Here is a 23,197-nt window from a genome sequence, read left to right as displayed (position 1 = left end):
CCGATCCCGATGACCGACCACCCGATCCGCACCACCAGCGACTACAAGTTCAGCCACGCGCTGACCGGCCCCTATCTGCCCACGCCGGGCAAGGCATTGGGCTGGCCGTTCCAGGAGATGGGGCGCTGGCGGATCGACGCCGATGGCGAGGCCGATGAATGGGTGCGGGGCCTGATCGAATGGCGGCGCGAGCACCTGATCCGCATCGGCTTCGACGACAGCCTGTACCGCCATCCGGACCTGGTCTGGGCGCAGGGCAATTTCGTCCATGCGCTGCTGATGGTCGAGGATCGCTATTTCTACGATCCCGACACCGGCCGCTACACGGTCGACCGCTATCTCGACGATCTCGAGGCGCGGTTCGGCGGGATCGACAGCGTACTGCCCTGGTATATCTATCCCAATATCGGGATCGACGACCGCAGCCAGTTCGACCTGGCCGACGCGCTGCCGGGCGGGGTCGAAGCACTCAAGCAGGTCGTCGCGGACTTCCATCGCCGCGGGGTCAAGGTGTTCCTGCCGACGATGCCGTGGGACAATGGCACGCGCGAGGGCGACCGTCCGGACTGGGAGCGGATGGCCGATCTGGTCGCGGCGACCGGCGCCGACGGGATCAACGGCGACACCTATTCGGGCGTGCCGCGCGCCTTCCACGTCGCGTGCGAAGCGCGCGGGCGGCCGGTGATCCTTCAGCCCGAATCCACCGCGCAGGCGGGCGACCATCACCTCTCGTGGAACCTGCAGAGCTGGACCAAGCGGGTGCCGGACGAAAGCATTCCGACCGTCATCAAGCTCAAATGGCTCGAGCCGCGCCACATCATCAACATCGAGAACCGCTGGAGCCGCAACCGGACCAACGACCTGCAACATGCCTTCTTCAACGGCATCGGCTATGTCGCGTGGGAGAATGTCTTCGGCTTCGTCAACCTGATCACCGATCGCGATGCCGAGACGCTGCGGCGCGTGGCGATGGTGCAGCGCCGGTTCGCGCCGCTGTTCGTGAGCAAGGACTGGCGGCCCTACGAACGCACGCTCCAGTTCGGCATCTTCGCCAGCCGTTTCCCCGGTGAAGGGCGGACGCTGTGGACGTTGATCAACCGCAGCGAGTTCGCGGTGACGGGCGAGCAGCTCAAGGTCCCGCATGTCGCTGGCGCGCGCTATTACGATGTCTGGAACGGCACCGAGCTGTCGCCGCGGATCGAGGGTGATCGTGCCATTATCGCGTTGGCGATCGACGGCCGCGGGTTCGGCGCGGTGCTGGCGGCGAGCGGTGAGGAGCCCGGACTTGCCGAATTCCTGAAGGCGATGGCCGACCGCGCGGCGACGCCGCTGTCGTCCTTCTCGTCCGCCTGGGCTGCCGCGCAGCAGGAACTGGTCGAGATCGAGGCAACCGCGCCCCATGGTGCGGCACCGGAAGGGATGATTGCGATCCCTGCCGCAGAGTTCGACTTCAAGGTACGCGGTGTGGTGATCGAGGGCTACGCCACCGCGGGCGTGGATATCCAGTATCCGTGGGAGCCCGATCCGCGCCGCACCCATCGCCACCGGGTGAACATCCCGGCCTTCGCGATCGACAGATTCCCGGTCACCAACGCGGAGTTCAAGCGCTTCCTCGACGCGAGCGGCTATGCGCCAACAGACGCGCAGAATTTCCTCGTCCACTGGATCGACGGCGCGCCGCCCGCCGGGTGGGAGAACAAGCCGGTCACCTGGATCGGGATCGAGGACGCCCGCGCCTATGCCGCCTGGGCGGGCAAGCGGCTCTGCCGCGAATGGGAATGGCAATATGCCGCGCAGGGCGATGACGGGCGCCTTTATCCCTGGGGCAATGACTGGAACCCGGACGCGGTCCCGGAACCATGCCTCGACCGGACGATGCCCGTTCCCGCCGACGTCGATGGCCATCCCGCGGGCGCCAGCCCGTTCGGCGTGATGGATCTGGTCGGCAATGTCTGGGAATGGACCGACGAATATCGCGACCGCCATGTCCGCGGCGCCGTGCTGCGCGGCGGGAGCGCCTATCAGCCGCAGACCAGCCATTGGTATTTCCCGCAGGCCTATCGCCTCGACGAGCATGGCAAATATCTGCTGATGGCGCCGTCCAAGGATCGCTCGGCCGGAATCGGGTTCCGTTGTGCCGTCGATCTCTGAACCTGCCCAGACCCTTGCGCCGCCCGGAGCGGTGGCGCTGGACGGCGTGCTGGGCGATGCGCTCGCCGCCAACCATCTTGGCCGGCTAAGCCATTTCATCACCGACGAGACCAGCCCTGCCATCGCGATCTTCGCGCCCGAAACGGTGGCCGCGAACGAAGGGGGCGACTGGTATGGCGAGCATGCCGGAAAGTGGCTCGCCGCCGCATCGCGCGCGGCGGCGCGCAGCAGCGATACGGCGCTTCTGGGCAGGGTTCGGCGGGTTGCCGACTGGCTGATCGCGCGGCAGGGGCGGGACGGCTATCTCGGCAACTATCCGCCGCCGCGCCGTTTCACCACAAGGCATCCGGAGAAGCCCGTCAGCTGGAACGGCGAGCCGAGCCTTCGCACCTGGGACATCTGGACGCACGCCTATCTGGCGCTGGGCCTGGTCGAGCTGTGGCGGGTGACGGGTGAGGGCATTTATCTCGACGCCGCGCGCAGGATCGGCGATCTCGTCTGGCGAGCCCTGACGGAAGACGGGCTGAACATCACCGACATGGGCAATCATTTCGGCCTGTCCGCGACGGTGATGCTCGATCCGGCGCTGGAGCTGTATTTCGCGAGCGGCGAGCAACGCTATCTCGATCTTGCGCTGAAGATCGTCGCGCAGGCGGAGGGCGAGCCGCATAACCGGCTGCTGAGCCAGGCGCTGGCTGGTGCCGATCCGTCGGAGATCGCGACCGGCAAGGCCTATCAGCTGCTCTGGAATCTCGTCGGTCTCGCCAAGCTCCATCGTGCGACGGGGGAGGAGACGTATCTCACCGCCGTCCGCAACCTGTGGACCGCGGTGCGCGATCATCATCTGACGCTGGGCGGCGGGCCGTGGGGCGGGGTCGCGCATCGATCGCGCGAGGTGTTCAACCCTGCGGCGGTGTTCGATCCCGACGGCTATGTCGAAACCTGTTCGACCATGGCGTGGATCCAGCTCAACCGCGAGCTGCTCGGCATCCTCGGCGAGGCGCAATTCGCGCAGGAGATCGAGCGCAGCGCCTATAATGATCTGATCGGCGCGCAGGCCCCGGATGGGGAGGACTGGTGCTATTACTGCTTCCCCAATGGCCGCCGCGTCCACACCACCTACTGGCGTTGCTGCAAGTCGAGCGGGGCGATGGCGATCGAGGAACTGCCCGCCATTGCCTATGCGGTGACGGCGGATGGCGGCATTGCGGTCAACCTGCTCGGGCCCGGCGAGGCGCGGTTGAACCTGCCCGGCGGTGCCGTACGGGTACGGCAAGAGACCGGATACCCGTTCGAGGGCAGGGTCGAGATCGTCGTTGAAACGGACCGCCCGGCCGAGTTTCCGCTGCGTATCCGCATTCCCGATTGGGCCGATGGTGCGCAGCTGACGGTTGCCGGGGACGCAGTCGCGGCGCCCGCCGGCGACTATGCGCGTGTGGTTCGCCGCTGGCGATCGGGCGATCGCGTCGTGCTGACGCTGCCGATCCGCCCCGCATTGCACCGCGCCGCACGGCGCAACGTGCAGGAGTCGCTTGCGCCCGATGGTTCGCCGGTGGCGCAGCAGGTGATGCGCTACGACTATCTGGCGATCACCCGGGGGCCGCTGGTTCAGGCGACGGGCCTGATCGATGGGTACAAGCTGAGCGAGACGCTTCGTTTCGACGGTGAGCCGGAGGTCGAGGAGAAGGACGGCATCCTGTTCCTCAAGCCGGCGGGCCGCGCGCCCATTCCGTTCGAACCCTGGTTCAGCGCGGGCGGACGCCGCGACGGCACCTGGCGGCTGACCTGGATGCAGCTCGCGCCGGAAACGATCGGCTGATGTTCGCCCGCCGTGCCTTCCTGGCCGGACCGGCAGCGCTGCTGGGCGCGCGCGCCTTTGCGCAGGCACCCGGGGGCGCGGAGGTGACCTGTCCGGCCGGCCGTTTCACCGGCGAACGGGTCGGCGGTATCGCCCGGTTTCGCGGCATTCGCTACGGCCGTGCCGAACGTTTCCGCCGTGCTATGGCCGTGCCGCCGGAGCGCGATCCGGTCCGCGCGACCGCCTTCGGTCCCGCCTGTCCCCAGCGGGGCAAGTACCGCCCGCAGTCCGAGGATTGCCTGTTCCTCAACATCTGGACGCCACAGGCCGATGCGCGCGCACGGCTGCCGGTGATGGTCTATGTCCATGGCGGCGCCTATGCGAACGGCAGCGTCACCGATCCCGAGAATGACGGCGCGTTGCTGGCAGGGAAGGGGGTGGTGCTGGTGACGGTGAACCACCGGCTCAACGCGCTCGGTTATCTCTATCTCGCTCCCTTCGACCGGCGCCTTCCGGACAGCGGCAACAACGGACAGCTCGACCTCGTCCTCGCACTGCAATGGGTGCGCGCGAACATCGCGGCGTTCGGCGGCGACCCATCGCAGGTGACGATGTTCGGTCAGTCGGGCGGAGGCGCCAAGATCGCCACACTCACCGCGATGCCGGCAGCGCGCGGCCTGTTCCATCGCGCTGCGACGATGAGTGGGCAGCAGGTCGCCGTGACGGATGCCGAGCGCTCAACCGAGCGGGCGCGGGCCTATCTCGCCGCACTCGGGGCTTCGCCGCGGGACGTGTCTCCAGCGCTGACCGTTCCGGTCGAACGGCTGCTCGAGGCGCTTTCGGCCCGTGACCCGTTCGAGGATTCGCCGGTCTATATGGGCCCCGTCCTCGATCGCCGGAACGTGATGCGCCATCCGTTCAGCCCCGGTGCGGCACCTGCGGCGCGCGAGCTCGCCTGGATGCTGGGCGGTACGCGTGACGAGACCCGCGCCTATTTCGACCCGGATAGCATGGAGATGCGTACGCTGAGCTGGGATGCTGTCGGCGCGAAGATCGCGGCCGAGCTGCCGGTGAAGGCGCCGGTCGAAACCATCGTCGCCGAATATCGCCGCCGCTTTCCCGCCCATGCTCCTGCCGATGTCTTCTTCGCGGCGACAAGCGACGGGCGCAGCTGGCGCCCGATGCTGGAGGAAGCCGAAGCGCTTGCCCGCGCGGGACGCCCGGCCTTCGTCTATCAGTTCGACTTCGCCTCGCCAGTGGAGCCTGTACGCGGCGCGTTCCATGCGCTCGACATGCCGTTCGTGTTCGGAACGCTGGCGGGATCGCCCGCCGGAACCGGGCCGGAATCGCGCGCGGTAAGCGCGGCGATGCAGGACCGGTTCGTCGCCTTTGCGCGTTCCGGCACGCCCAACGCGCCCGGGCTTCCGGCCTGGCCCGCCTATCGCCTGCGCGATCGCGCGACGATGGTCTTCGACCGCCGTTCGCGCGTGGTTCGCGATCCGCGCGGCTGGCAGCGCCGGCTGTTCGCACCCTATCCCTATACGCAACCCGGAACCTGACTTGATGAGCGGCTCTTCCCCCTTTTCCAGCCCCCGCCGTACCGGGCCTGCCGGACCGCTCAGCGGCATCAGGGTACTCGACCTCAGCGCCTATATCGCGGGCCCCTATGGCTGCAGCCTGCTTGCCGATCAGGGTGCCGACGTCATCAAGGTCGAGCCGCCCGGCGGCGACAATCTGCGCCAATATCCCTCGACGCTGGCGGGCGAGAACCGCGCCTTTCTCGGCGTCAACCGCAGCAAGCAGGGCGTGGTGCTGGACCTCAAGCAGGACGGCGAGCGGGCGGTGCTGCTCGACCTGGCCGATCAGGCCGATGTACTGGTCCATAATTTCCGGCCGGGCGTGCCCGAGCGGCTCGGCATCGACCATGCGGCGCTCTCCGCACGAAACCCGCGGCTGATCTACTGCGCCGTGACCGGCTATGGCGAGGAGGGACCGCTGCGCGCCAAGGCCGGCTATGATCAGGTGCTGCAGGCGATGACCGGCATGTGCGTGCTGCAGGGGCCGCCGGGTACGCCGGAGATCACCTATGGCTCGCCGGTCGATTATTATGCCGCGGCGCTGGTCGCGGCGGGGGTCGCCTCGGCGCTGTATGAGCGGGAGCGGAGCGGAGTCGGGCAATATGTCGGCGTCTCGCTGCTGCGCAGCGCGCTCACCATGCAGTCGGCGCGGCTGATCCGCGCGGAAGGGGAGGACCCCGGCATCTCCCGCGACATGCGTTCGGGCGGGATTACCGGCCTGCATCCCACAGCCTTGGGGCATCTCTATCTGTCGGCCAACACGCCGCATTTCTGGCGCGCCTTGTGCGAGCGGACGGGCCTGGCCGATCTGCTCGAGGATTCACGGTTCGACACCGTCAAGGGCCGCGCCGCACATGCCGACGAGATCATCCCGCGATTGCGCGCGGCGCTGATGGAACGGACGGCCGCGGAATGGGAGGCGTCGCTCGGGGATGCCGTCCCGTGCTCGGTCGCTCGGTCGATCGACGACATGTTCGACGACGCCCAGGTCGCCGCCGAAGCGATGTTGAGCGACATCCCGCACCCCGTGCTCGGCAGCTATCGCGGCGTCGCGCGCGCGATCAAGTTCGGCCGCACCCCGGGGCCCGATCCGTTCAAGGCGCCTCTGCTCGACGAGGACAGCGACCGGTTGCGCGGCCGGGGTAAGGCTGATCCGTAGCGTCGCTTCGGAAGCACCGGCGCGCCGATGTCACTCGTCCGCGACGGCGCTCGCCACCAGCGGCGTCACTTTCATCACGATCGAGTCGATTCCCGCGGGATTGGGGTGGATGCGATCGGGCAGCATCAACTGCTGATCGGTGACGACACCGTCGAGAAAGAAGGGATAGAGGACAGCGTCGTAGCGCTCCGCTAGATCGGCGTAGATGGGGTTGAAGCGCTCCGCATAGTCGCGGCCCATATTCGGTGCGGCGACCATCCCGGTGAGCAGGATCGGGATACCGCGACGCTTCAGCTCCTCGCAGATCGCGGTCAGGTTGGCGCGGGTTTCCTTGGGATCGATGCCCCGCAGCATGTCGTTGCCGCCCAGATTGACCATCACCAGATCGGGCTTGCGGTCGAGCCCGTCGAGCGTGAAGGCCAGCCGCCGGAGGCCGGCCGAGCTGGTGTCGCCCGAAACCCCGGCGTTCCGCACCGTCGCGGCGACCCCGCGCGCGGCCAGCGCCTTTTCGAGCCGGGCCGGGAAGCTCTGCTGCGGCAGGACGCCGTAACCCGCATAGAGGCTGTCGCCGAACGCGACGATCAGCCGGCCGCTCGCGGCTTCCGAGGGGGCCGTGGCGTTGCTCTGCGCGCCCGGCGTCTCCGCGATCGTCTGGTTTGCGGAATTATTCTCGCTCGAACATGCCGCGAGCCCTTGGAGCAGCAGCAGCGCGCCCGCATATGGGGCAAGTCTGTTAGGCAAGGGTGTCATCTCCAAGCATGTCGATTGATCCGGCGGCGGATATCGCAATCCGCGCACGCAATGTCACCCTTACCCTCGGCACGCGCGAGGCGCCGACCGAAATTCTCAAGGGGATAGATGTCGATATCGCGCGCGGCAGCAGCGTCGCGATCCTGGGGCCGTCGGGATCGGGCAAGTCGTCGCTGATGGCGATCCTGTCGGGGCTCGAGCGCGCGAGCGGCGGCGAGGTCAGCGTGGCGGGGATTGCCTATGGCACGCTCGACGAGGACGGGCTGGCGCGCGCGCGGCGCGGTCGCGTCGGTATCGTGCTCCAGGCGTTTCACCTGCTTCCGACGATGACCGCGCACGAGAATGTCGCGGTGCCGCTCGAACTGGCCGGTGCGCCCGACGCCTTCGCACGTGCCGGGGCAGAGCTTGACGCCGTCGGACTCGGCCACCGGCTGACCCATTATCCGGTCCAGCTTTCGGGCGGCGAGCAGCAACGCGTCGCCATCGCCCGTGCGGTCGCGGGGCGCCCGGAAATCCTGTTCGCCGACGAGCCCACCGGCAATCTCGACGGCGCCACCAGCGGCGCGATCGTCGACCTGCTGTTCGATCGCCAGCGTGCGGCGGACGCCACCTTGCTGATCATCACGCATGATCCGGCGCTTGCGGAGCGCTGCGATCGCGTGCTGACGATGCGCGATGGCCTGATCGTCGCGGACAGCGCCGCTTGAGCGCCGTGCAAGCGCTTGGCTGGCGGGCCAGTTGGCAGATCGCCCGGCGCGACCTTCATGCCGGCTTTCGCGGCTTGCGGCTGCTGCTGGTGTGCCTGTTCCTTGGCGTCGCGACACTTGCCACGATCGGCAGCCTGACGGCTTCGATTACCGCGGAGCTCTCCGCGCGCGGCCAGGCCCTGCTGGGCGGCGATGTCGAGGTGGCGATGACCCAGCGCCAGGCATCCGCTGCGGAGCACGCTGCCCTCGCGGAGCTGGGGGCGGTCGGCGACACGATCCGTACTCGCGCGATGGCGCGCCGTGCGGCGCCGACCAGCGGCGCGCCGGATGCCGTGCTGACCGAGCTCAAGGGGGTCGACACGCGCTATCCGCTCTATGGCAGCCTGACGCTCGCCGCGGGGCGGTACGCCCCGCTCGCACCGGACGCGGTGCTGATCGGGCGGTCTCTCGCCGAACGGCTGCTGCTCAAGTCCGGTGACCGCATCCGCTATGGCGAGGCCGAGTTCCGCATTGCCGGCATCATCGCCGACGAGCCCGATCGCGTCGGTGAGGGATTCACCCTCGGCCCGGTCGCCATCGTATCGCTCGACGGGCTCAAGCGCACCGCGCTGCTTCAGCCCGGTGCGCTGTACGAGACCAAGTACCGGATCCGCCTCAAGCCCGGCATCGCGCCCAAGGAAGCGATGGACCGCCTCAAGTCGAGATTTCCGGCGGCCGGCTGGGAATACAAGGATCGCGACCGCGCCGCCCCGGGCGCGGTGCGCTTCTTCGAGCGGATGGGACAGTTCCTGTCGCTGATCGGGCTCGCCGCGCTGGTGATCGCCGGGATCGGGGTGAGCAACGGCGTCGCCTCCTATCTCGCGCAGAAACGGGGCAGCATCGCGACCCTCAAGATCCTGGGCGCGACTTCAGGCGATATCAGCCGCATCTATCTGCTCCAGATCGGCGCCGCGACAGCGCTTGCGGTGATCGCGGGCCTCGCGGTCGGGGCGTTGCTGCCGATCGGCTTCGTCACCCTGGCGCGCGACCTGCTGCCGGTCGCGCCGGGGATCGGCGTGTATCCGTTGCCGCTGGCGACGAGTGCAGCCTATGGCATCCTGATCGCGCTCGCCTTCGCATTGCCGCCGCTCGCGCGGGCGCGGACGCATCCCGCTGCCGCGCAGCTGCGCAGCGGGGTCGAGGGCACCCGGCGGATCGACCGGCGCAGCCTGTTGCTGGTCGCGCTCGCCGGCGGGCTGGTCATCGCGCTGGCGCTTGCTGCCGCGCGTGAGCCGCTGTTCGCTGCCGCCGTGCTCGGCGCGGTCGCGGGAGTGTTGCTGGTGCTGCTCGGTATCGGCGCGCTGATCCGCTGGCTCGCTGCGCGCGTACCGCGTCCCCGCCGCCCGCTGCTGCGCCTCGCCATCGCCAATTTCTATCGCCCCGGTGCCCAGACGGTCGCGCTGGTGATTGCGCTGGGGCTGGCTCTGACCCTGTTCGTCACGCTCGCCGCGATCCAGACCAGCCTGGACGCAGAGATCAGTCGCGCCGTGCCCGCGCGCGCGCCCAACCAGTTCGTGCTCGACATCCCGTCGGAATCGCGGGATCGCTTCGCCGCCGTGGTGAAGCGCGAGGCGCCCGAGGCGAAGCTGAACATCGTCCCTTCGCTGCGCGGTACGATCACCGCCTATGGCAAACAGCGCGTCGCCGATCTGGCGACGTTGCCGGAGGGCGCCTGGTTTCTGCGCGGCGAGCGCGGCGTGACCTATGCCGAGACGCTGCCGCAGGGCAGCGAACTGGTGGCGGGCGAATGGTGGCCGAAGGACTATGCCGGTCCGGCGCTGGTCTCGCTCGATCGCGAGGCTGCGCGCATCCTCAACCTGAGCGTGGGCGACACGATGACGGTGAGCATCCTCGGTCGCGAGATCGAGGCGCGCATCGCGTCGCTGAGACAGGTCAATTGGGACACGATGGGGTTCAACTATGTGCTCGTCTTCTCGCCCAATACGCTGGCGAGCGCGCCGCACAGCCTGACCTCGACGATCGACATGGACGCACGGAACGAGGGCGCCGTATCGCGCGCGCTGCTCGCGGCCTTCCCCTCGGCATCGATCATCGCGGTGAGCGAGGTGATCGGGCAAGTCCGCACGATCCTGGACCAGATGGCGACCGCGATCCTGTTGTCGGCGTCAGTGGCCGTCCTGGCGGGAATCGCGGTGCTGATCGGGGCGATCGCCGCCTCGCGCCAGGCGCGGACCTATGACAGCGTCATCCTCAAGACACTGGGTGCGACGCGGCGGCAAATCCTTGCTGCCCAGGCACTCGAATATGCGCTGCTTGCCCTCGTCCTGGCGGCGCTTGCGCTGGCCGTTGGCGGAACGGCAGCATGGTATGTGATCACGGGCGTGTTCGAGTTCCGCTGGGCTCCGGATTGGGGCGTCGTGCTGGCGACGCTTGGCGCCGGTGCCGTGATCACGCTCGGTATCGGATTGCTTGGATCGCTGCCTGTGCTGTCTGCGCGACCCGCACAAGCGCTGCGGCGGCTATAGCAACGTAAAGAGCCCGGCCAAAGACCGCTCGCCGAATTGCGGTGCGGGCCAGCCTTCGGGCGGACGGTTACGTAGCGTTACAATTGCTTACCAAGCGCCGGTATTTTGTGCGGTGCGGCATCGTTAGGCGGGGCGCTTCCTCGACAAAGGGTCCCGATCATGCCGTTACGTACTCCGATCGCCGTCACCGCGGCCTTGCTGCTCGCCGGGTGCGGCGGGGCGAAGCAGATGCCGCCGCAAGGACCGGCCGAAGTCGGCGTCGTCACGCTGCGCGCCGAACCCGTGACGATGACCTCGGAGCTCACCGGCCGGACCACGGCAACGGCGATCGCGGAAATCCGGCCGCAGGTCGACGGGATCATCAAGGCACGGCTGTTCACGGAGGGCTCCTATGTCCGAGCCGGCCAGCCGCTCTACCAGATCGATCCGCGGCTCTACGTCGCCTCGCGCAACCAGGCAGCGGCACAGCTGGCAAGCGCGCAGGCGTCGGTGATCACCGCCAATGCCAAGGTTGCGCGCTATCGCCAGCTCGGCGGCGCGGATGCAGTCAGCAAGCAGGAGATCGACGACGCCGTCGCCACGGCGCGTGCGGGCGAGGCGAGCGTTCGCCAATATGCCGCGACGCTGGACAGTGCGAAGGTCAATCTCGGCTTCACCCGCGTCTATGCGCCGATCTCTGGCCGGATCGGCCGGTCGAACGTGACACAGGGTGCGCTGGTCGGAACCGGACAGGCCACGGCGCTCGCGACGATCCAGCAGCTCGATCCGATCTATGTCGATATCCAGCAATCGAGCGACGCGCTGCTCGCGCTGCGCGAGAGCCTGGCCAAGGGCGACGTGCTGCCGGCGAGCACGACCGTACAGCTCGTTCTGAGCAACGGCCGCGTCTATCCCCAGACCGGCACGATCGAGTTCGGTGAAGTCTCGGTCGATCCGGGTAGCGGCATGGTCACGCTGCGCGCGCGCTTCCCCAATCCCAACAATCTGCTGCTGCCCGGTATGTTCGTCCGGGTGAAGGCGCCGCAGGCGGTGGTGCGGAACGGCATCCTCGCGCCCCAGCAGGGCATCACCCGCGACGCCAAGGGCAATGCCACCGCGCTGGTGGTCAGCAGGGACGGCAAGGTCGAACAGCGCACGGTGAGCGTCGCGCAGGCGATCGGCGACAAGTGGCTGGTCACCGGCGGGCTCAAGGCCGGTGAACGGCTGATCGTCGAGGGTACCGACAAGGCGCGTCCGGGCGCTGAGGTGAAGGCTGTCGCGGCGGGAAGCAAGTAAGATGGGTATCAGCCGCTTCTTCATCGATCGCCCGATCTTTGCCTGGGTGATCTCGATCGTCATCATGCTGGCGGGTCTGCTCGGGCTGGCCAGCCTCCCGGTCGCGCAATATCCGGATGTCGCGCCGCCGACGATCCGGGTCAGCGCGAACTACCCGGGCGCTTCGGCACAGACGCTGGAAACCAGCGTCACCCAGGTCATCGAGCAGCAGCTTACCGGGATCGACGGGCTGCTCTATTTCCAGTCGTCGTCGGACAGCTCGGGCAGCGCGTCGATCACGGCGACCTTCGCCAAGGGAACCGATCCCGATACCGCGCAGGTCCAGGTGCAGAACAAGGTCCAGCAGGCGACCTCGCGCCTGCCTTCGGCCGTTACCTCGCAGGGCGTCACCGTCACCAAGGCGAACAACGACTTCCTGATGATCGTCGCGCTCTACGACGGGAGCGACAAGAGCACCGCGAGCGATGTCGCGGACTATCTCGTCACCAATTTCCAGGACCCGCTCGGCCGTGTCGAGGGCGTCGGCCAGACCCAGGTGTTCGGCGCGCAATATGCGATGCGGATCTGGCTCGATCCGAACAAGCTTGCCGCACGCAAGCTGATGCCGGCGGACGTTTCCGCGGCGGTGCGCGCGCAGAATGCGGACGTCTCCGCGGGCCAGATCGGCGGGCTGCCGGCGGTGAAGGGGCAGATGCTCAACGCCGTGGTGCGCGGCAAGTCGCGCCTGACCTCGGTCGATCAGTTCAACGACATCGTGGTGAAGACCGAGAGCGACGGTTCGGTCGTTCGCCTCGCCGATGTCGCACGGGTCGAGCTTGGGCAGGAAAGCTATGCCGCCTCGGCCAAACTCAACGGCCACCCGGCGTCGGGTATCGCCATCCAGCTCGCGACGGGCGCCGACGCGCTCAAGACGGCAGCGGCGGTCAAGGAACGGGTCGCCGAGCTGTCGAAGGACCTGCCCGCCGGCTATGCGATCACCTATCCGCGCGACACGACGGATTTCGTGAAGCTGTCGATCAAGGAAGTGATCAAGACGCTGATCGAGGCGGTCGTGCTGGTCGTCATCGTGATGTTCGTCTTCCTGCAGAGCTGGCGCGCCACGCTGATCCCGGCGATCGCGGTGCCGGTCGTGCTGCTCGGTACCTTCGGGGTGCTCGCGGTCGCGGGCTATTCGGTCAATACGCTCACCCTGTTCGCGATGGTGCTGGCGATCGGCCTGCTCGTCGACGACGCGATCGTCGTGGTCGAGAATGTCGAGCGCGTGATGGCGGAGGAAGGACTCAACCCGCGCGAGGCGACGATCAAGTCGATGAGCGAGATCGGGTCCGCGCTGGTCGGCATCGCGCTGGTGCTGTCCGCGGTGTTCCTGCCCATGGCCTTTTTCGGCGGATCGGCGGGCGTGATCTACCGCCAGTTCTCGGTGACGATCGTCTCGGCGATGGTGCTGTCGGTCGTGGTCGCGCTGGTGCTCAGCCCGGCGCTCACCGCCACCTTGCTCAAGCCCGGGCATCATGACCCGCTCGAGCGCAAGGGGCTGGCCGGACGGTTCAACCGTTGGTTCGCGCGGATCACCGGCCGCTATCAGGACGGCGCACATTCGGTGATCCGCCGGCGCCTGATGCACTTCGGCGTGTTCATCGCGATCACGGTGGTGCTCGGCCTGTTGTTCGCGCGGCTGCCGACCAGCTTCCTGCCCGAGGAGGATCAGGGCACGGCGATGGTGATGTACACGCTGCCCGCCGGCGCCACCGCCGAGCGGACCGAACAGGTCCGTGCCGAGATCCAGCGTTTCTACGGCAACGAGAAGGACATCGCGAACGCCTTTACCGTCTCGGGCTTCAGCTTCGGCGGGTCGGGCCAGAATGCCGGCATGGGCTTCGCCAGCCTGAAGCCGTTCGACGAACGCCCGGGCGCCGAACATTCGGCGGGCGCGGTCAATGGCAAGGCGATGGCGGCCTTCTCGAAGATCCGCGATGCGCAGGTCTTCGCGATGACCCCGCCGCCGATCTCGGGCCTTGGCCAGTCGAACGGGTTCACCTTTCAGCTGCTCAATTCGAGCGGCATGCCGCAGGCCGAGTTCGTGGCGCTGCGCGACAAGCTGATCGCCGCGGCGGCAAAGGACCCCGAGTTGATGGCCGTGCGCGCCTCTACCTTGCCCGACACGCCGCAGCTCGACATCAAGCTCGACGAGGCGAAGCTCGCCGTGCTGGGCCTCAGCGTCGACGATGTGACCAGCGCGCTGAGCTCCGCCTGGGGCGGCACCTATATCAACGACTTCGTCGATCGCGGCCGGGTCAAGCGCGTCTACATGCAGGGCGATGCGCCGTTCCGCATGCTGCCCGAGGACATCAACCAGTGGCAGGTGCGCAATCCGGGCACGGGCGAGATGGTCCCGTTCTCGTCCTTCGCCACACTGTCGTGGGAAAAGGGGCCGAACAGCGTCGCGCGCTTCAATGGTCTCCCTTCCTACGAGATCCAGGGCTCGGCAGCGGCCGGTACCAGCTCGGGCGAGGCGATGCAGCGGATGGTCGAGCTGCAGCAGGAGCTTGCGCCGGGCACCAGCTATGCCTGGGCCGGACTCTCCTTCCAGGAGAGCCAGTCGAGCGGGCAGGCGCCCCTGTTGTACGGCGCCTCGATCCTGATCGTCTTCCTCTGCCTTGCGGCGCTGTACGAAAGCTGGTCGGTGCCGATCGCGGTGCTGCTGGTGCTGCCGCTCGGCATCATCGGTGCGGTGCTGGCGGTGACGATGCGCGGCCTGAACAACGACATCTACTTCCAGGTCGGCCTGATCACCACCATCGGCCTGGCGGCGAAGAACGCGATCCTGATCGTCGAGTTCGCCGAAGATGCGCGCCGCCGCGGCAAGGATCTGGTGGAATCGGCACTGGAAGCAGCCCGGCTGCGTCTGCGTCCGATCCTGATGACCAGCCTCGCCTTCATCTTCGGCGTGCTGCCGCTGGCGATCGCCACGGGTGCCGGCGCCAACAGCCGGATCGCGATCGGCACGGCGGTGATCGGCGGCATGCTGACCGCGACCGTGCTCGCAATCTTCTATGTGCCGATGTTCTTCGTGGTCATCGCCAAGCTGTTCCACAGCCGCGCGCCCAAGGCGCAGGAGACCCAGTCGTGAATGCCTTTCGTACCCTGGTGCTGCTCGCCGGCGCCGCTTCGCTGACCGCCTGCAACATGGCGCCCACCTATGTGCGTTCGGTCGCCGACTATGTGCCGCCGGAATGGCCGCAGGGCGCTGCTTACGCCCCGGGTCAGGAAGGGGCCGCGGGGATGCCGTGGCGCACGCTGGTCGGGGACGAGAAGCTGCGCCAGGTGATCGAGCAGGCACTGTCGCGGAACCAGGATCTCGCCGCCGCGGTTGCCAATGTCGGGATGGCGCGCGCGCAGTATCGCTCGCAGCGATCGCGTGAGGCGCCGACGCTGACGGCCGGGGCAGGGGCTTCGGTCCAGCGCACGCTGGGTGGCCCGCAAACCGCCGGCACGGGCGACACGACGCAATTCTCCGGCACTGTCGGGATCAGCGGGTTCGAGATCGACCTGTTCGGCCGGCTCAAGAACCTCTCGCGTCAGGCGTTCGAACAATATCTCGCGAGCGAATCGGGCGCGCGATCGACGCGCTTCGCCATCGTCGCCGAGACTGCGACGGCCTATGCGACGCTTGCGGCCGACCAGGACCTGCTCGATGTGGCGCAACGCCAGGTGAAGAGCGGTGAGGAGACCGTGCGGCTCACCCGCAAGCTCCACGATGCCGGGCTGGTCAGCGGGAGCGACGTCGCCAATGCGCAGACGATCCTTGCCCAGGCGAAGGCCGACGTCGAAGCCTACACGACCCGTGTCGCGCAGGACCGGAACGCGCTGGAGCTGCTGGCGGGCGGAAGGATCGACGACGCGCTGCTGCCCGCGGGCCTTGCCGCGCTCGACACGGGGGTTGCCAATGTCCCCGCAGGGCTTTCCTCGACCGTGCTGCTCGATCGCCCGGACGTGGTCGAGGCGGAGCATCAGCTGAAGGGCGCCAACGCCAATATCGGCGCGGCGCGGGCGGCGTTCTTCCCGACCATCTCGCTCACCAGCGTGATCGGGGTGGCCAGCAACGCGCTGACGAGTCTCTTCTCCGGACCGACGAGCACCTGGTCGGCCAACCCCTCGGTCAGCCTGCCGGTCTTCGGTGGCGCCAATCGCGGCAATCTCGACTATGCCAAGGCGCAGTCCGACTATGCGCTCGCGACGTACCGCAAGGCGGCGCAGACGGCGTACAAGGAAGTTTCCGACGGGCTTGCCCGGCGCGGCACGATCGTGCGGCAGCGCGACGCTCAGGCCGATCTGGTCGCGGCGGCGAACAAGAGCTGGACGGTCGCCGATGCGCGCTACCGCCAGGGCATCGACAGCTTCCTCACCGCGCTCGTCGCGCAGCGCACGCTCTATGCTGCGCAGCAAAGCGAGATCGGCCTGACGCTCACCGACATCGCCAACCGTATCGCGCTCTACCAGTCGATCGGTTCGGACGACAGCCTGTGACACGGCCTTTGGCAGTACCGGCGGAGGCGCTATAGCCGATGCTGGAGGACAGGTTGGCTGAAGATTTCGGGCATGTGCCGCGGCTGCTGGTCGTCGATGACGATCCCGATATCCGCGAGCTGGTGATCCAGCAGCTCGCCCGCGAGGGCTATGCACTGAACGCTGCCGGGAATGTCGCCGAGGTCCGCGCCACGCTTGCGCGCGAGCCGGTCGACCTGATCGTCCTCGACCTCAACCTGCCCGACGGCGACGGGCTGACCCTGTGCCGCCAGCTTCGTGCCGAAGGGCATGAGGGCGCGATCATCATGGTCACCGCGCGCGACAGCGCGATCGACCGGGTGCTCGGGCTCGAGCTCGGTGCCGATGACTATCTCACCAAGCCGTTCGAGCCGCGCGAGTTGAGCGCGCGCGTGCGCAACCTGCTGCGGCGGCGGCCCCGGGTCGAGGCCCGGCCGGGCGGCGCACAGGTTGCGCGGTTCGGCCCGTGGCGGCTCGATCTGGTCAAGCGCCGGCTGATCGCGCCTGACGACAGCCTGGTCATGCTGTCCTCGACCGAGTTCGCCATCCTGAACCGGCTGATCGAGGCGCCGCATCAACCCTTGTCGCGCTCCGCCCTGTTTCCCAGCCGCGGCGCCACCGCCGAGTTCGACCGCACGATCGATAACCAGATCAGCCGATTGCGCCACAAGCTCGCTCGGGTGGGCGGGAATGACGAGCTGATCCTGACCGTGCGCAATCAGGGCTATCTGCTCGCGGCGAACGTGGCGTTCGAATGATCGCCGCCTGGCGCGGCCTGCAGCGATTTGCCCTGTCTCTTGCAGGGCGCATCGCGCTGATCCTGGCGATCGGTATCTCGTGCGCCGCGATCGCCGCGCTGTTCGTCGCCGATCAGGTAAGGCAGGCCGACTATCAGCGCTGGCGCGGCGAGCAGGTCGTGCTGAGTGCGATCGACGTGGCCGGGCGCCTCGAGCGCAATCGTCAGGGAACGCTCGATCTGCTGCGCGATCGCGGGCTGATCGGCGTCAGGCTGATCCCGCCCGGCGTCGCCTTTCCCGGGACGCCGGATCAGGCCCATACCGACATGGCGCGCGGACGCGCGCCGGCGGGCATGGCACTCGCACTGTTCAAGGTCGCGCCGTCAGTCTGCATCTCGAACGAGCCCTTCTGGAAGCAGCCGCGGGTCGCCGGGTTCAAGTTCCCGATCTCGCCCGAATGCTGGCTGCTGACCGTGGATTCGAACGGCGAGACCGTGCGCATCAGCGTCGACATGCCGCGGCTGGCAGCGCCGCCGAGCCCGATCACCCAGCCGCTTTTCCTTGTCCTGATCATCGCCGCGAGCACTCTGTTGTCGATCCTCGTCGCCAGCATCGCCATGGCGCCGATCCGTCGCCTCGCCGCGGCCTCGCGCGCCTTCGCCCGCTCGATCGACGCCGATCCGGTGCCTGAGCGCGGGCCGGAAGACGTGCGGCAGGCGCTGGCGACCTTCAACACGATGCAGGAGCGGGTCCGCGAAGGACTGCGCGAGCGCACCCGCCTGCTCGCGGCGATCAGCCATGATCTCCAGACGCCGCTCACCCGGTTGCGGTTGCGGCTCGAGCAGGTCGAGGATGCCGCATTGCGCGAACGTCTGGTCACGGACCTGTCGGCGACGCTGGCGATGGTCCGGCGCGGACTCGACCTCGCGCGGAGCAGCGAAAGCGCCGAGCAATGGTCGGTGATCGATCTCGATTCGATGCTTTCCGCGATGGTCGAGGATGCTGCCGAGTTCGGCCATCCGGTCCGCTTCGCCGGGGGCTGTGGCGCGCGGGTACGGGTCAAGCCCGATGCCTTGTCCCGGTGCCTGGGCAATGTGATCGACAATGCGATCCGCTATGCCGGCGGCGCCGACCTGGCCTGCCGTCGCGACGCGGGCGGCGTGATCGTGAGCGTTCGCGATCACGGCCCGGGCATGTCCGAAGACCTGATCACGCGCGCGTTCGAACCGTTCGTCCGGGGCGAGGGGCAGGACACCACGCTCGGAACCGGCATCGGCCTTACCATCGCCCAGGCGCAGGCGCGCGCGACCGGCGGCGAACTGACCCTCCGCAATCATCCCGAAGGCGGATTGCTGGTCGAGCTGCGGCTGGCGCGCTAGGGAAGCGGCCCGGTGCTGTCGCGGACGACGAGTTCGTGGGGCAGGGTGATCTGGCGGATCGGACTTTGCGGATCGCGCAGGATCTCGACCAGCAATTCGACCGTTCGCTGCCCGATCAGTCCCTTTGGCTGGGCGATCGTGGTGAGCGCGGGCTGGAAGAAGCGGGCGGTGGGGAGATCGTCGAAGCCGACGACCGAGACATGGCCGGGACAGGTCAGGCCGGCCGCGCCGATCGCGCTGATCGCGCCCATCGCCATTTCGTCGCTGAAGCAGAAGATCGCGGTGACGTTCTGCTCGAGCAGATCGCCGGCCAGTTCGAACGCCAGCTTTGCCGAATAGTCGCCGTTCCGGACCTGCAGACGATCCCTCAGCCCGTGGCGTTCGGCAGCCTCCATCGCGCCAGAAAGACGGTCGCGGCTGATCGGACTGATGAGCGGGCCGGTGACGATGCCGATATCGCGATGGCCAAGGCCGACCAGATGCTCGATGGCATCGCTGCTCGCTGCGGCATTGTCGATATGTACGCTGGGGACGCCGAGGTCGGGGCTGTATTCGCAGCCGTTCACGACCGGCGCGGCGATGCCGGGCCGGGACAGGAGCGGGCTCAGATTGTCGGGCAGGCGGTGGCCGAGGAAGATGAGCCCGTCGACTTCGCGGCGCGAGAGCATCTCGGCATATTGATCCTCGACCTGCGGGTCGTGCCGGGTGTCGCCGACCACCACCGCATAGCCCGCGTCGCGCGCCGCTTCCTCGGCGCCGCGGATGATGCTGGCGAAGAAGGGGTTGGAGATGTCGGGCACCGTCAGCAGGATCTTGGCGGCCCGCAACGTGCGCAGCGTCCGCGCCGCGACATTCGGGGCATAGCCCAGCGACTGAACCACCTCGAGCACGCGCTTGCGCGTCGCTTCCGCCACCCGCTCGGGCTGGCTCAACACGCGCGAAACCGTGGCAGTGGAGACGCCCGCGACCGCGGCGACGTCGATGATCGTCGGCATCGTGGCTTCATGTAGCCTGCTGCGCAGCGTGTCGATAAAATTCGATGTAATCCTTTACATCAATCCGCGATCTGCGTAGCCTGAGTCGCGAAAAGAACGGACTATATCGACGGGAGGGGATCGCATGGCCACGGCCCATGGAGCGCAGAATGTCGCTTCGCATCCGGTATCGGCAATGCTCATGGCGCGGCTGAGCGCGCTCATGTTCATGCAATTCTTCGTCTGGGGCGCCTGGGCGGTCACGCTCGGGCTGGTGATGCAGACGGTCGGGGTTGGCAACCTGATCGCCAACGCCTTTTCGGTCGGCCCGATCGCCTCGATCGCCGGATCCTTCCTGCTCGGCATGGCGGCGACCCGCTATTTCAGCCCCAAGGCACTGATGGTGATCCTCCACCTCCTCGGCGGTGCGATCCTGCTGGCGCTGCCGGCGCTGCTGACGCCGGAGAGCGGCGGCACCTTCGTCTGGGTGCTGTTCGGCTACATGATCCTCTACATGCCGACCGTCGGCCTCGCGAACACGATCGCGCTCAAGAGCCTGGGCGAACGCGATGACCGTTTCCCCTTCGTCCGCGCATTCGGCACGCTCGGCTGGATCGTGGCCGGGCTGATCATCGGCTGGGCGGCGCTGTCGGCAAGTCCGGAGATCTTCCGCGTCGCGGCGGTCGTGTCCATCGCGCTCGGCATCTACAGCCTGACGCTTCCCGCGATCGAGCCCGACGCGCCGAGCGACGAGAGCCTGGTTCGCCAGGTGCTGTGCGTCGAGGCGTTCGGCCTGATGCGCCAGCGCTCCTATCTGATCTTCGTGATCTGCGCGACGCTGATCTCGATCCCGCTGGCGATGTATTACGCCTATGCTTCGGCCTATATCGGTGCGGCGGGCATCACCAATGTCGGGGGTACGATGTCGATCGGGCAGATGTCCGAGCTGGCCTTCATGTTCTCGATGCCGTGGCTCTACCGCCGGTTCGGTGTGAAGCCGCTGTTGCTGGTGGGCATGGCCGCCTGGGCACTGCGCTACGCCCTGTTCGCGATTGGCGATGGCGGCGCATCGCTTTGGGCCATCTATCTCGGCGTGGCGCTGCATGGGGTCTGCTACGACTTCTTCTTCGTCGCCGGCGCAATCTACACCGGTACCATCGCCACGCCCAAGGGGGTCAACGCCCAGGCGCAGGGGATGCTGACCTTGTTCACCTATGGCGTCGGTATGCTGCTCGGTTCGCAGATCGGCGGGCTGCTCTACGCCCAGCTGCCCGCGGTGCCGACGATCGCGGACTGGCAGCAGATGTGGTGGTATCCGGCGATCGCTGCGGCGGTCATCACCGTGCTGTTCCAGCTTCTGTTCCGCGACGACAGCAAGCAGGGAGCCGCCGCATGACCGCGATGAAGGGCCCCGCGATCTTCCTTGCCCAGTTCATGGGCGACACCGCGCCGTTCGATACGCTGGACGGGCTCGCGAAATGGGCGGGGCAGCTTGGCTACAAGGGTGTGCAGATCCCGTGCGACCCGCGGCTGATCGACCTCAGGCTGGCCGCGGAGAGCAAGGCCTATTGCGACGATCTGCGCGGCCGGCTCGCAGACCACGGCATCGAGCCGACGGAGCTTTCGACCCATCTTCAGGGCCAACTCGTCGCGGTGCACCCTGCCTATGACCAGTTGTTCGACGGGTTCGCGCCGGTCGAGCTTCACGGCAAGCCTGCGGAGCGTCAGGCCTGGGCGGTGGAGCAGGTCAAGCTTGCCGCGGAGGCGAGCGCCAATCTCGGGCTCAATGCGCACGCGACCTTCTCCGGCGCGCTTGCCTGGCCCTATGTCTATCCGTGGCCGCAACGGCCGGCGGGGCTGGTCGAGGAAGCGTTCGCCGAGCTTGCCCGGCGCTGGCTGCCGATCCTCGACGCGTTCGAGGAGGCGGGCGTCGATTGCGCGTTCGAGATCCATCCCGGCGAGGATATTCATGACGGCGCGACCTGGGAGCGTTTCCTTGCCGCGGTCGGCAATCATCCGCGCGCGCGCATCCTGTTCGACCCGTCGCATTATGTGCTGCAGCAGCTCGACTATCTCGACTTCATCGATCGCTATCACGACCGCATCTCGTGCTTCCATGTTAAGGATGCCGAGTTCAACCCGACCGGGCGGAGCGGGGTCTATGGCGGTTACGAGAGCTGGGTGGACCGCGCCGGCCGGTTCCGCTCGCTTGGCGACGGGCAGGTCGATTTCGTCGGTATTTTCAGCAAGCTGGCGCAATATGGCTATACCGGCTGGGCGGTGCTCGAATGGGAATGCGCGCTCAAGCACCCCGAGGATGGCGCGCGCGAAGGTGCACCCTTCATCCGCGATCATATCATCCGCCTGACGGAGCGGCCGTTCGACGATTTCGCGGCAAGCGGCGCCGACCGCGACGCGATCCGCAAGCTGCTGGGGCTGTGAGCATGGCGCGGCAGCCACTTCGGCTCGGCATGGTCGGCGGGGGGGAGGGCGCGTTCATCGGCGCCGTTCATCGCATTGCCGCCGCGATCGACGGCGAGTGGCGAATGACCGCAGGCGCGTTCAGCACCGATGCTGGCCGCAACGCGCGGACCGGTGAGGCGCTCGGGCTCGATCCGCAGCGCGTCTACGGCACGTTCCAGCAGCTGGTGGAGCGCGAGCGGGCGCTGCTGCCGGAAGAACGGGTCGATGCGATTGCGATCGTCACGCCCAACCACCTCCATGCGCCGGTGGCGATCGCCGCGCTCGAAGCCGGCTTTCACGTGCTGTGCGAAAAGCCGATGGCGATGAGCGTCGCCGAGGCCGAAGCCATCGAACGTTCCGTGAAGGCAAGCGGACGGTTGTTTGCGCTGGCCTTCACCTATTCCGCCTATCCGCTGGTCGAGGAAGCGCGCATTCGGGTCGCGCGCGGCGATTTCGGCGCGATCCGACTGGTACAGGCGGAGTATCTGCAAGGTTGGCTCAGCCGGCCGATCGACCGGGACGGCCAGAAACAGGCCGAATGGCGCACCGACCCCGCCCGCGCGGGCATCGGCGGATGCCTGGGCGATATCGGGACCCACGCTTTCCAGCTTGCCGAGCATGTCTCGGGCCTGCGCGCGCAAGCAGTCTGTGCCGAGCTGACCACGCATGTGCCCGGGCGGCTGCTGGACGACGATGTGAGTGCGCTGCTCCGCTTCGAGGGCGGTGCGCGGGGCGTGCTCAAGGCCAGCCAGGTCGCCGCGGGCGAGGAGAATGGGCTGAGGCTGCGCATCCATGGCGAGCTCGGCGGACTCGAATGGTCTCAGATGGAGCCGAACACGCTGACCCTGCGCTGGCTCGACAAGCCTGCGGAGCTGTTGCGAACCGGCGCCCCAGGTCTCGACCCCAGTACCCTTGCGTTGACCCGGACCCCTGCGGGGCATCCGGAAGGGTATCTGGAGGCCTTTGCCAATATCTACCGCGCCTTTGCGACTGCGGTTCGGGGCGGAGCTCCCGGAGCCGAGATCGCGCCGGGCACGGAGGGCTGGTTCCCGGGCCTCGCCGATGGGCTGCGCACGATGCGCTTCGTTGAGACGGTCGCCGCCAATGCAGCATCAGATGAGAAGTGGACCGCGATCGGCCGCGGATGAGGCGGCCCG

At 67.8% G+C, this 23,197-nt stretch carries 16 protein-coding genes; 14 read left to right on the top strand and 2 right to left on the bottom strand.

Features of this window, described 5'->3' with window-relative positions; all coding sequences use genetic code 11:
* Positions 1 to 9 precede the first annotated feature (9 nt).
* From BDW16_RS02825 to BDW16_RS02810, 4 genes are read left to right on the top strand one after another with little or no spacing between them, the layout of a single operon-like run.
* The gene (locus BDW16_RS02825; protein ID WP_066580072.1) at positions 10 to 2,151 is read left to right on the top strand and encodes a formylglycine-generating enzyme family protein; all 2,142 of its coding nucleotides are present in this window, start codon (positions 10 to 12) and stop codon (positions 2,149 to 2,151) included.
* 31 nt (positions 2,152 to 2,182) lie between these two features.
* Positions 2,183 to 3,970 carry a glycoside hydrolase family 127 protein gene (locus BDW16_RS02820; RefSeq protein ID WP_066580170.1) on the top strand — a complete coding sequence of 596 codons (1,788 nt, stop codon included), beginning with the start codon at positions 2,183 to 2,185 and terminating at the stop codon, positions 3,968 to 3,970.
* Positions 3,970 to 5,508 carry a carboxylesterase/lipase family protein gene (locus tag BDW16_RS02815; protein WP_066580071.1) on the top strand — a complete coding sequence of 513 codons (1,539 nt, stop codon included), beginning with the start codon at positions 3,970 to 3,972 and terminating at the stop codon, positions 5,506 to 5,508. The genes BDW16_RS02820 and BDW16_RS02815 overlap by 1 nt, the downstream gene beginning before the upstream one ends.
* A gap of 4 nt (positions 5,509 to 5,512) precedes the next feature.
* The gene (locus BDW16_RS02810) at positions 5,513 to 6,685 is read left to right on the top strand and encodes a CaiB/BaiF CoA transferase family protein (protein ID WP_066580068.1); all 1,173 of its coding nucleotides are present in this window, start codon (positions 5,513 to 5,515) and stop codon (positions 6,683 to 6,685) included.
* Positions 6,686 to 6,715: 30 nt separating this feature from the next.
* Here BDW16_RS02810 and BDW16_RS02805 read toward each other — a convergent pair whose 3' ends face one another.
* A complete protein-coding gene (locus BDW16_RS02805; RefSeq protein WP_066580168.1) occupies positions 6,716 to 7,435 on the bottom strand; it encodes an arylesterase in 720 nt (239 codons plus the stop codon).
* 8 nt (positions 7,436 to 7,443) lie between these two features.
* Here BDW16_RS02805 and BDW16_RS02800 point away from each other — a divergent pair, with 8 nt between their 5' ends.
* The 7 genes from BDW16_RS02800 to BDW16_RS02770 all read left to right on the top strand — a co-directional run bounded on the left by BDW16_RS02800 (position 7,444) and on the right by BDW16_RS02770 (position 18,603).
* A complete protein-coding gene (locus BDW16_RS02800; RefSeq protein ID WP_066580066.1) occupies positions 7,444 to 8,142 on the top strand; it encodes an ABC transporter ATP-binding protein in 699 nt (232 codons plus the stop codon).
* Between the two features lie 5 nt (positions 8,143 to 8,147).
* The gene (locus tag BDW16_RS02795; RefSeq protein ID WP_066580165.1) at positions 8,148 to 10,667 is read left to right on the top strand and encodes an ABC transporter permease; all 2,520 of its coding nucleotides are present in this window, start codon (positions 8,148 to 8,150) and stop codon (positions 10,665 to 10,667) included.
* A 159-nt stretch (positions 10,668 to 10,826) separates the two neighbouring features.
* Positions 10,827 to 11,942 carry an efflux RND transporter periplasmic adaptor subunit gene (locus tag BDW16_RS02790; RefSeq protein ID WP_066580062.1) on the top strand — a complete coding sequence of 372 codons (1,116 nt, stop codon included), beginning with the start codon at positions 10,827 to 10,829 and terminating at the stop codon, positions 11,940 to 11,942.
* Position 11,943: 1 nt separating this feature from the next.
* Positions 11,944 to 15,072: an efflux RND transporter permease subunit gene (locus BDW16_RS02785; RefSeq protein ID WP_066580060.1), complete on the top strand. Its 3,129-nt coding sequence runs from the start codon at positions 11,944 to 11,946 to the stop codon at positions 15,070 to 15,072.
* The gene (locus BDW16_RS02780; RefSeq protein ID WP_255265773.1) at positions 15,069 to 16,469 is read left to right on the top strand and encodes an efflux transporter outer membrane subunit; all 1,401 of its coding nucleotides are present in this window, start codon (positions 15,069 to 15,071) and stop codon (positions 16,467 to 16,469) included. Before BDW16_RS02785 ends, BDW16_RS02780 begins: the two co-directional genes overlap by 4 nt.
* Before the next feature lie 53 nt (positions 16,470 to 16,522).
* A complete protein-coding gene (locus BDW16_RS02775; RefSeq protein WP_237241081.1) occupies positions 16,523 to 17,245 on the top strand; it encodes a response regulator transcription factor in 723 nt (240 codons plus the stop codon).
* The gene (locus tag BDW16_RS02770) at positions 17,242 to 18,603 is read left to right on the top strand and encodes an ATP-binding protein (RefSeq protein WP_066580057.1); all 1,362 of its coding nucleotides are present in this window, start codon (positions 17,242 to 17,244) and stop codon (positions 18,601 to 18,603) included. Before BDW16_RS02775 ends, BDW16_RS02770 begins: the two co-directional genes overlap by 4 nt.
* Here the strand turns inward: BDW16_RS02770 and BDW16_RS02765 are convergent.
* A complete protein-coding gene (locus BDW16_RS02765) occupies positions 18,600 to 19,598 on the bottom strand; it encodes a LacI family DNA-binding transcriptional regulator (protein ID WP_066580056.1) in 999 nt (332 codons plus the stop codon). The genes BDW16_RS02770 and BDW16_RS02765 overlap by 4 nt on opposite strands.
* Positions 19,599 to 19,722: 124 nt before the next feature.
* Between BDW16_RS02765 and BDW16_RS02760 the strand changes: the two genes are divergently transcribed.
* Genes BDW16_RS02760 through BDW16_RS02750 form a run of 3 tightly spaced genes read left to right on the top strand, consistent with a single transcriptional unit; the run spans position 19,723 to position 23,188 of the window.
* Positions 19,723 to 20,973, top strand: a complete 1,251-nt coding sequence (locus BDW16_RS02760; protein WP_066580055.1) for an MFS transporter — start codon at positions 19,723 to 19,725, stop codon at positions 20,971 to 20,973.
* Positions 20,970 to 22,019: a sugar phosphate isomerase/epimerase family protein gene (locus BDW16_RS02755; protein ID WP_066580053.1), complete on the top strand. Its 1,050-nt coding sequence runs from the start codon at positions 20,970 to 20,972 to the stop codon at positions 22,017 to 22,019. Before BDW16_RS02760 ends, BDW16_RS02755 begins: the two co-directional genes overlap by 4 nt.
* Before the next feature lie 2 nt (positions 22,020 to 22,021).
* Positions 22,022 to 23,188, top strand: coding sequence for a Gfo/Idh/MocA family protein (locus tag BDW16_RS02750; protein ID WP_066580051.1), 1,167 nt, complete (start codon positions 22,022 to 22,024; stop codon positions 23,186 to 23,188).
* Positions 23,189 to 23,197 lie beyond the last annotated feature (9 nt).

This window comes from Sphingomonas koreensis, from assembly GCF_002797435.1.
Taxonomy (GTDB): Bacteria; Pseudomonadota; Alphaproteobacteria; order Sphingomonadales; family Sphingomonadaceae; genus Sphingomonas; species Sphingomonas koreensis.
The sequence above is the reverse complement of the archived record's forward strand: the minus strand, read 5'-3'. Positions and strand labels throughout refer to the sequence as shown.

Coding starts and splice junctions, on each gene's coding strand:
- BDW16_RS02800 (WP_066580066.1), top strand. CDS start 7,444: ATGTCGATTGATCCGGCGGCGGATATCGCAATCCGCGCACGCAATGTC.
- BDW16_RS02815 (WP_066580071.1), top strand. CDS start 3,970: ATGTTCGCCCGCCGTGCCTTCCTGGCCGGACCGGCAGCGCTGCTGGGC.
- BDW16_RS02755 (WP_066580053.1), top strand. CDS start 20,970: ATGACCGCGATGAAGGGCCCCGCGATCTTCCTTGCCCAGTTCATGGGC.
- BDW16_RS02760 (WP_066580055.1), top strand. CDS start 19,723: ATGGCCACGGCCCATGGAGCGCAGAATGTCGCTTCGCATCCGGTATCG.
- BDW16_RS02790 (WP_066580062.1), top strand. CDS start 10,827: ATGCCGTTACGTACTCCGATCGCCGTCACCGCGGCCTTGCTGCTCGCC.
- BDW16_RS02825 (WP_066580072.1), top strand. CDS start 10: ATGACCGACCACCCGATCCGCACCACCAGCGACTACAAGTTCAGCCAC.
- BDW16_RS02765 (WP_066580056.1), bottom strand. CDS start 19,598: ATGCCGACGATCATCGACGTCGCCGCGGTCGCGGGCGTCTCCACTGCC.
- BDW16_RS02785 (WP_066580060.1), top strand. CDS start 11,944: ATGGGTATCAGCCGCTTCTTCATCGATCGCCCGATCTTTGCCTGGGTG.
- BDW16_RS02805 (WP_066580168.1), bottom strand. CDS start 7,435: ATGACACCCTTGCCTAACAGACTTGCCCCATATGCGGGCGCGCTGCTG.
- BDW16_RS02750 (WP_066580051.1), top strand. CDS start 22,022: ATGGCGCGGCAGCCACTTCGGCTCGGCATGGTCGGCGGGGGGGAGGGC.
- BDW16_RS02770 (WP_066580057.1), top strand. CDS start 17,242: ATGATCGCCGCCTGGCGCGGCCTGCAGCGATTTGCCCTGTCTCTTGCA.
- BDW16_RS02810 (WP_066580068.1), top strand. CDS start 5,513: ATGAGCGGCTCTTCCCCCTTTTCCAGCCCCCGCCGTACCGGGCCTGCC.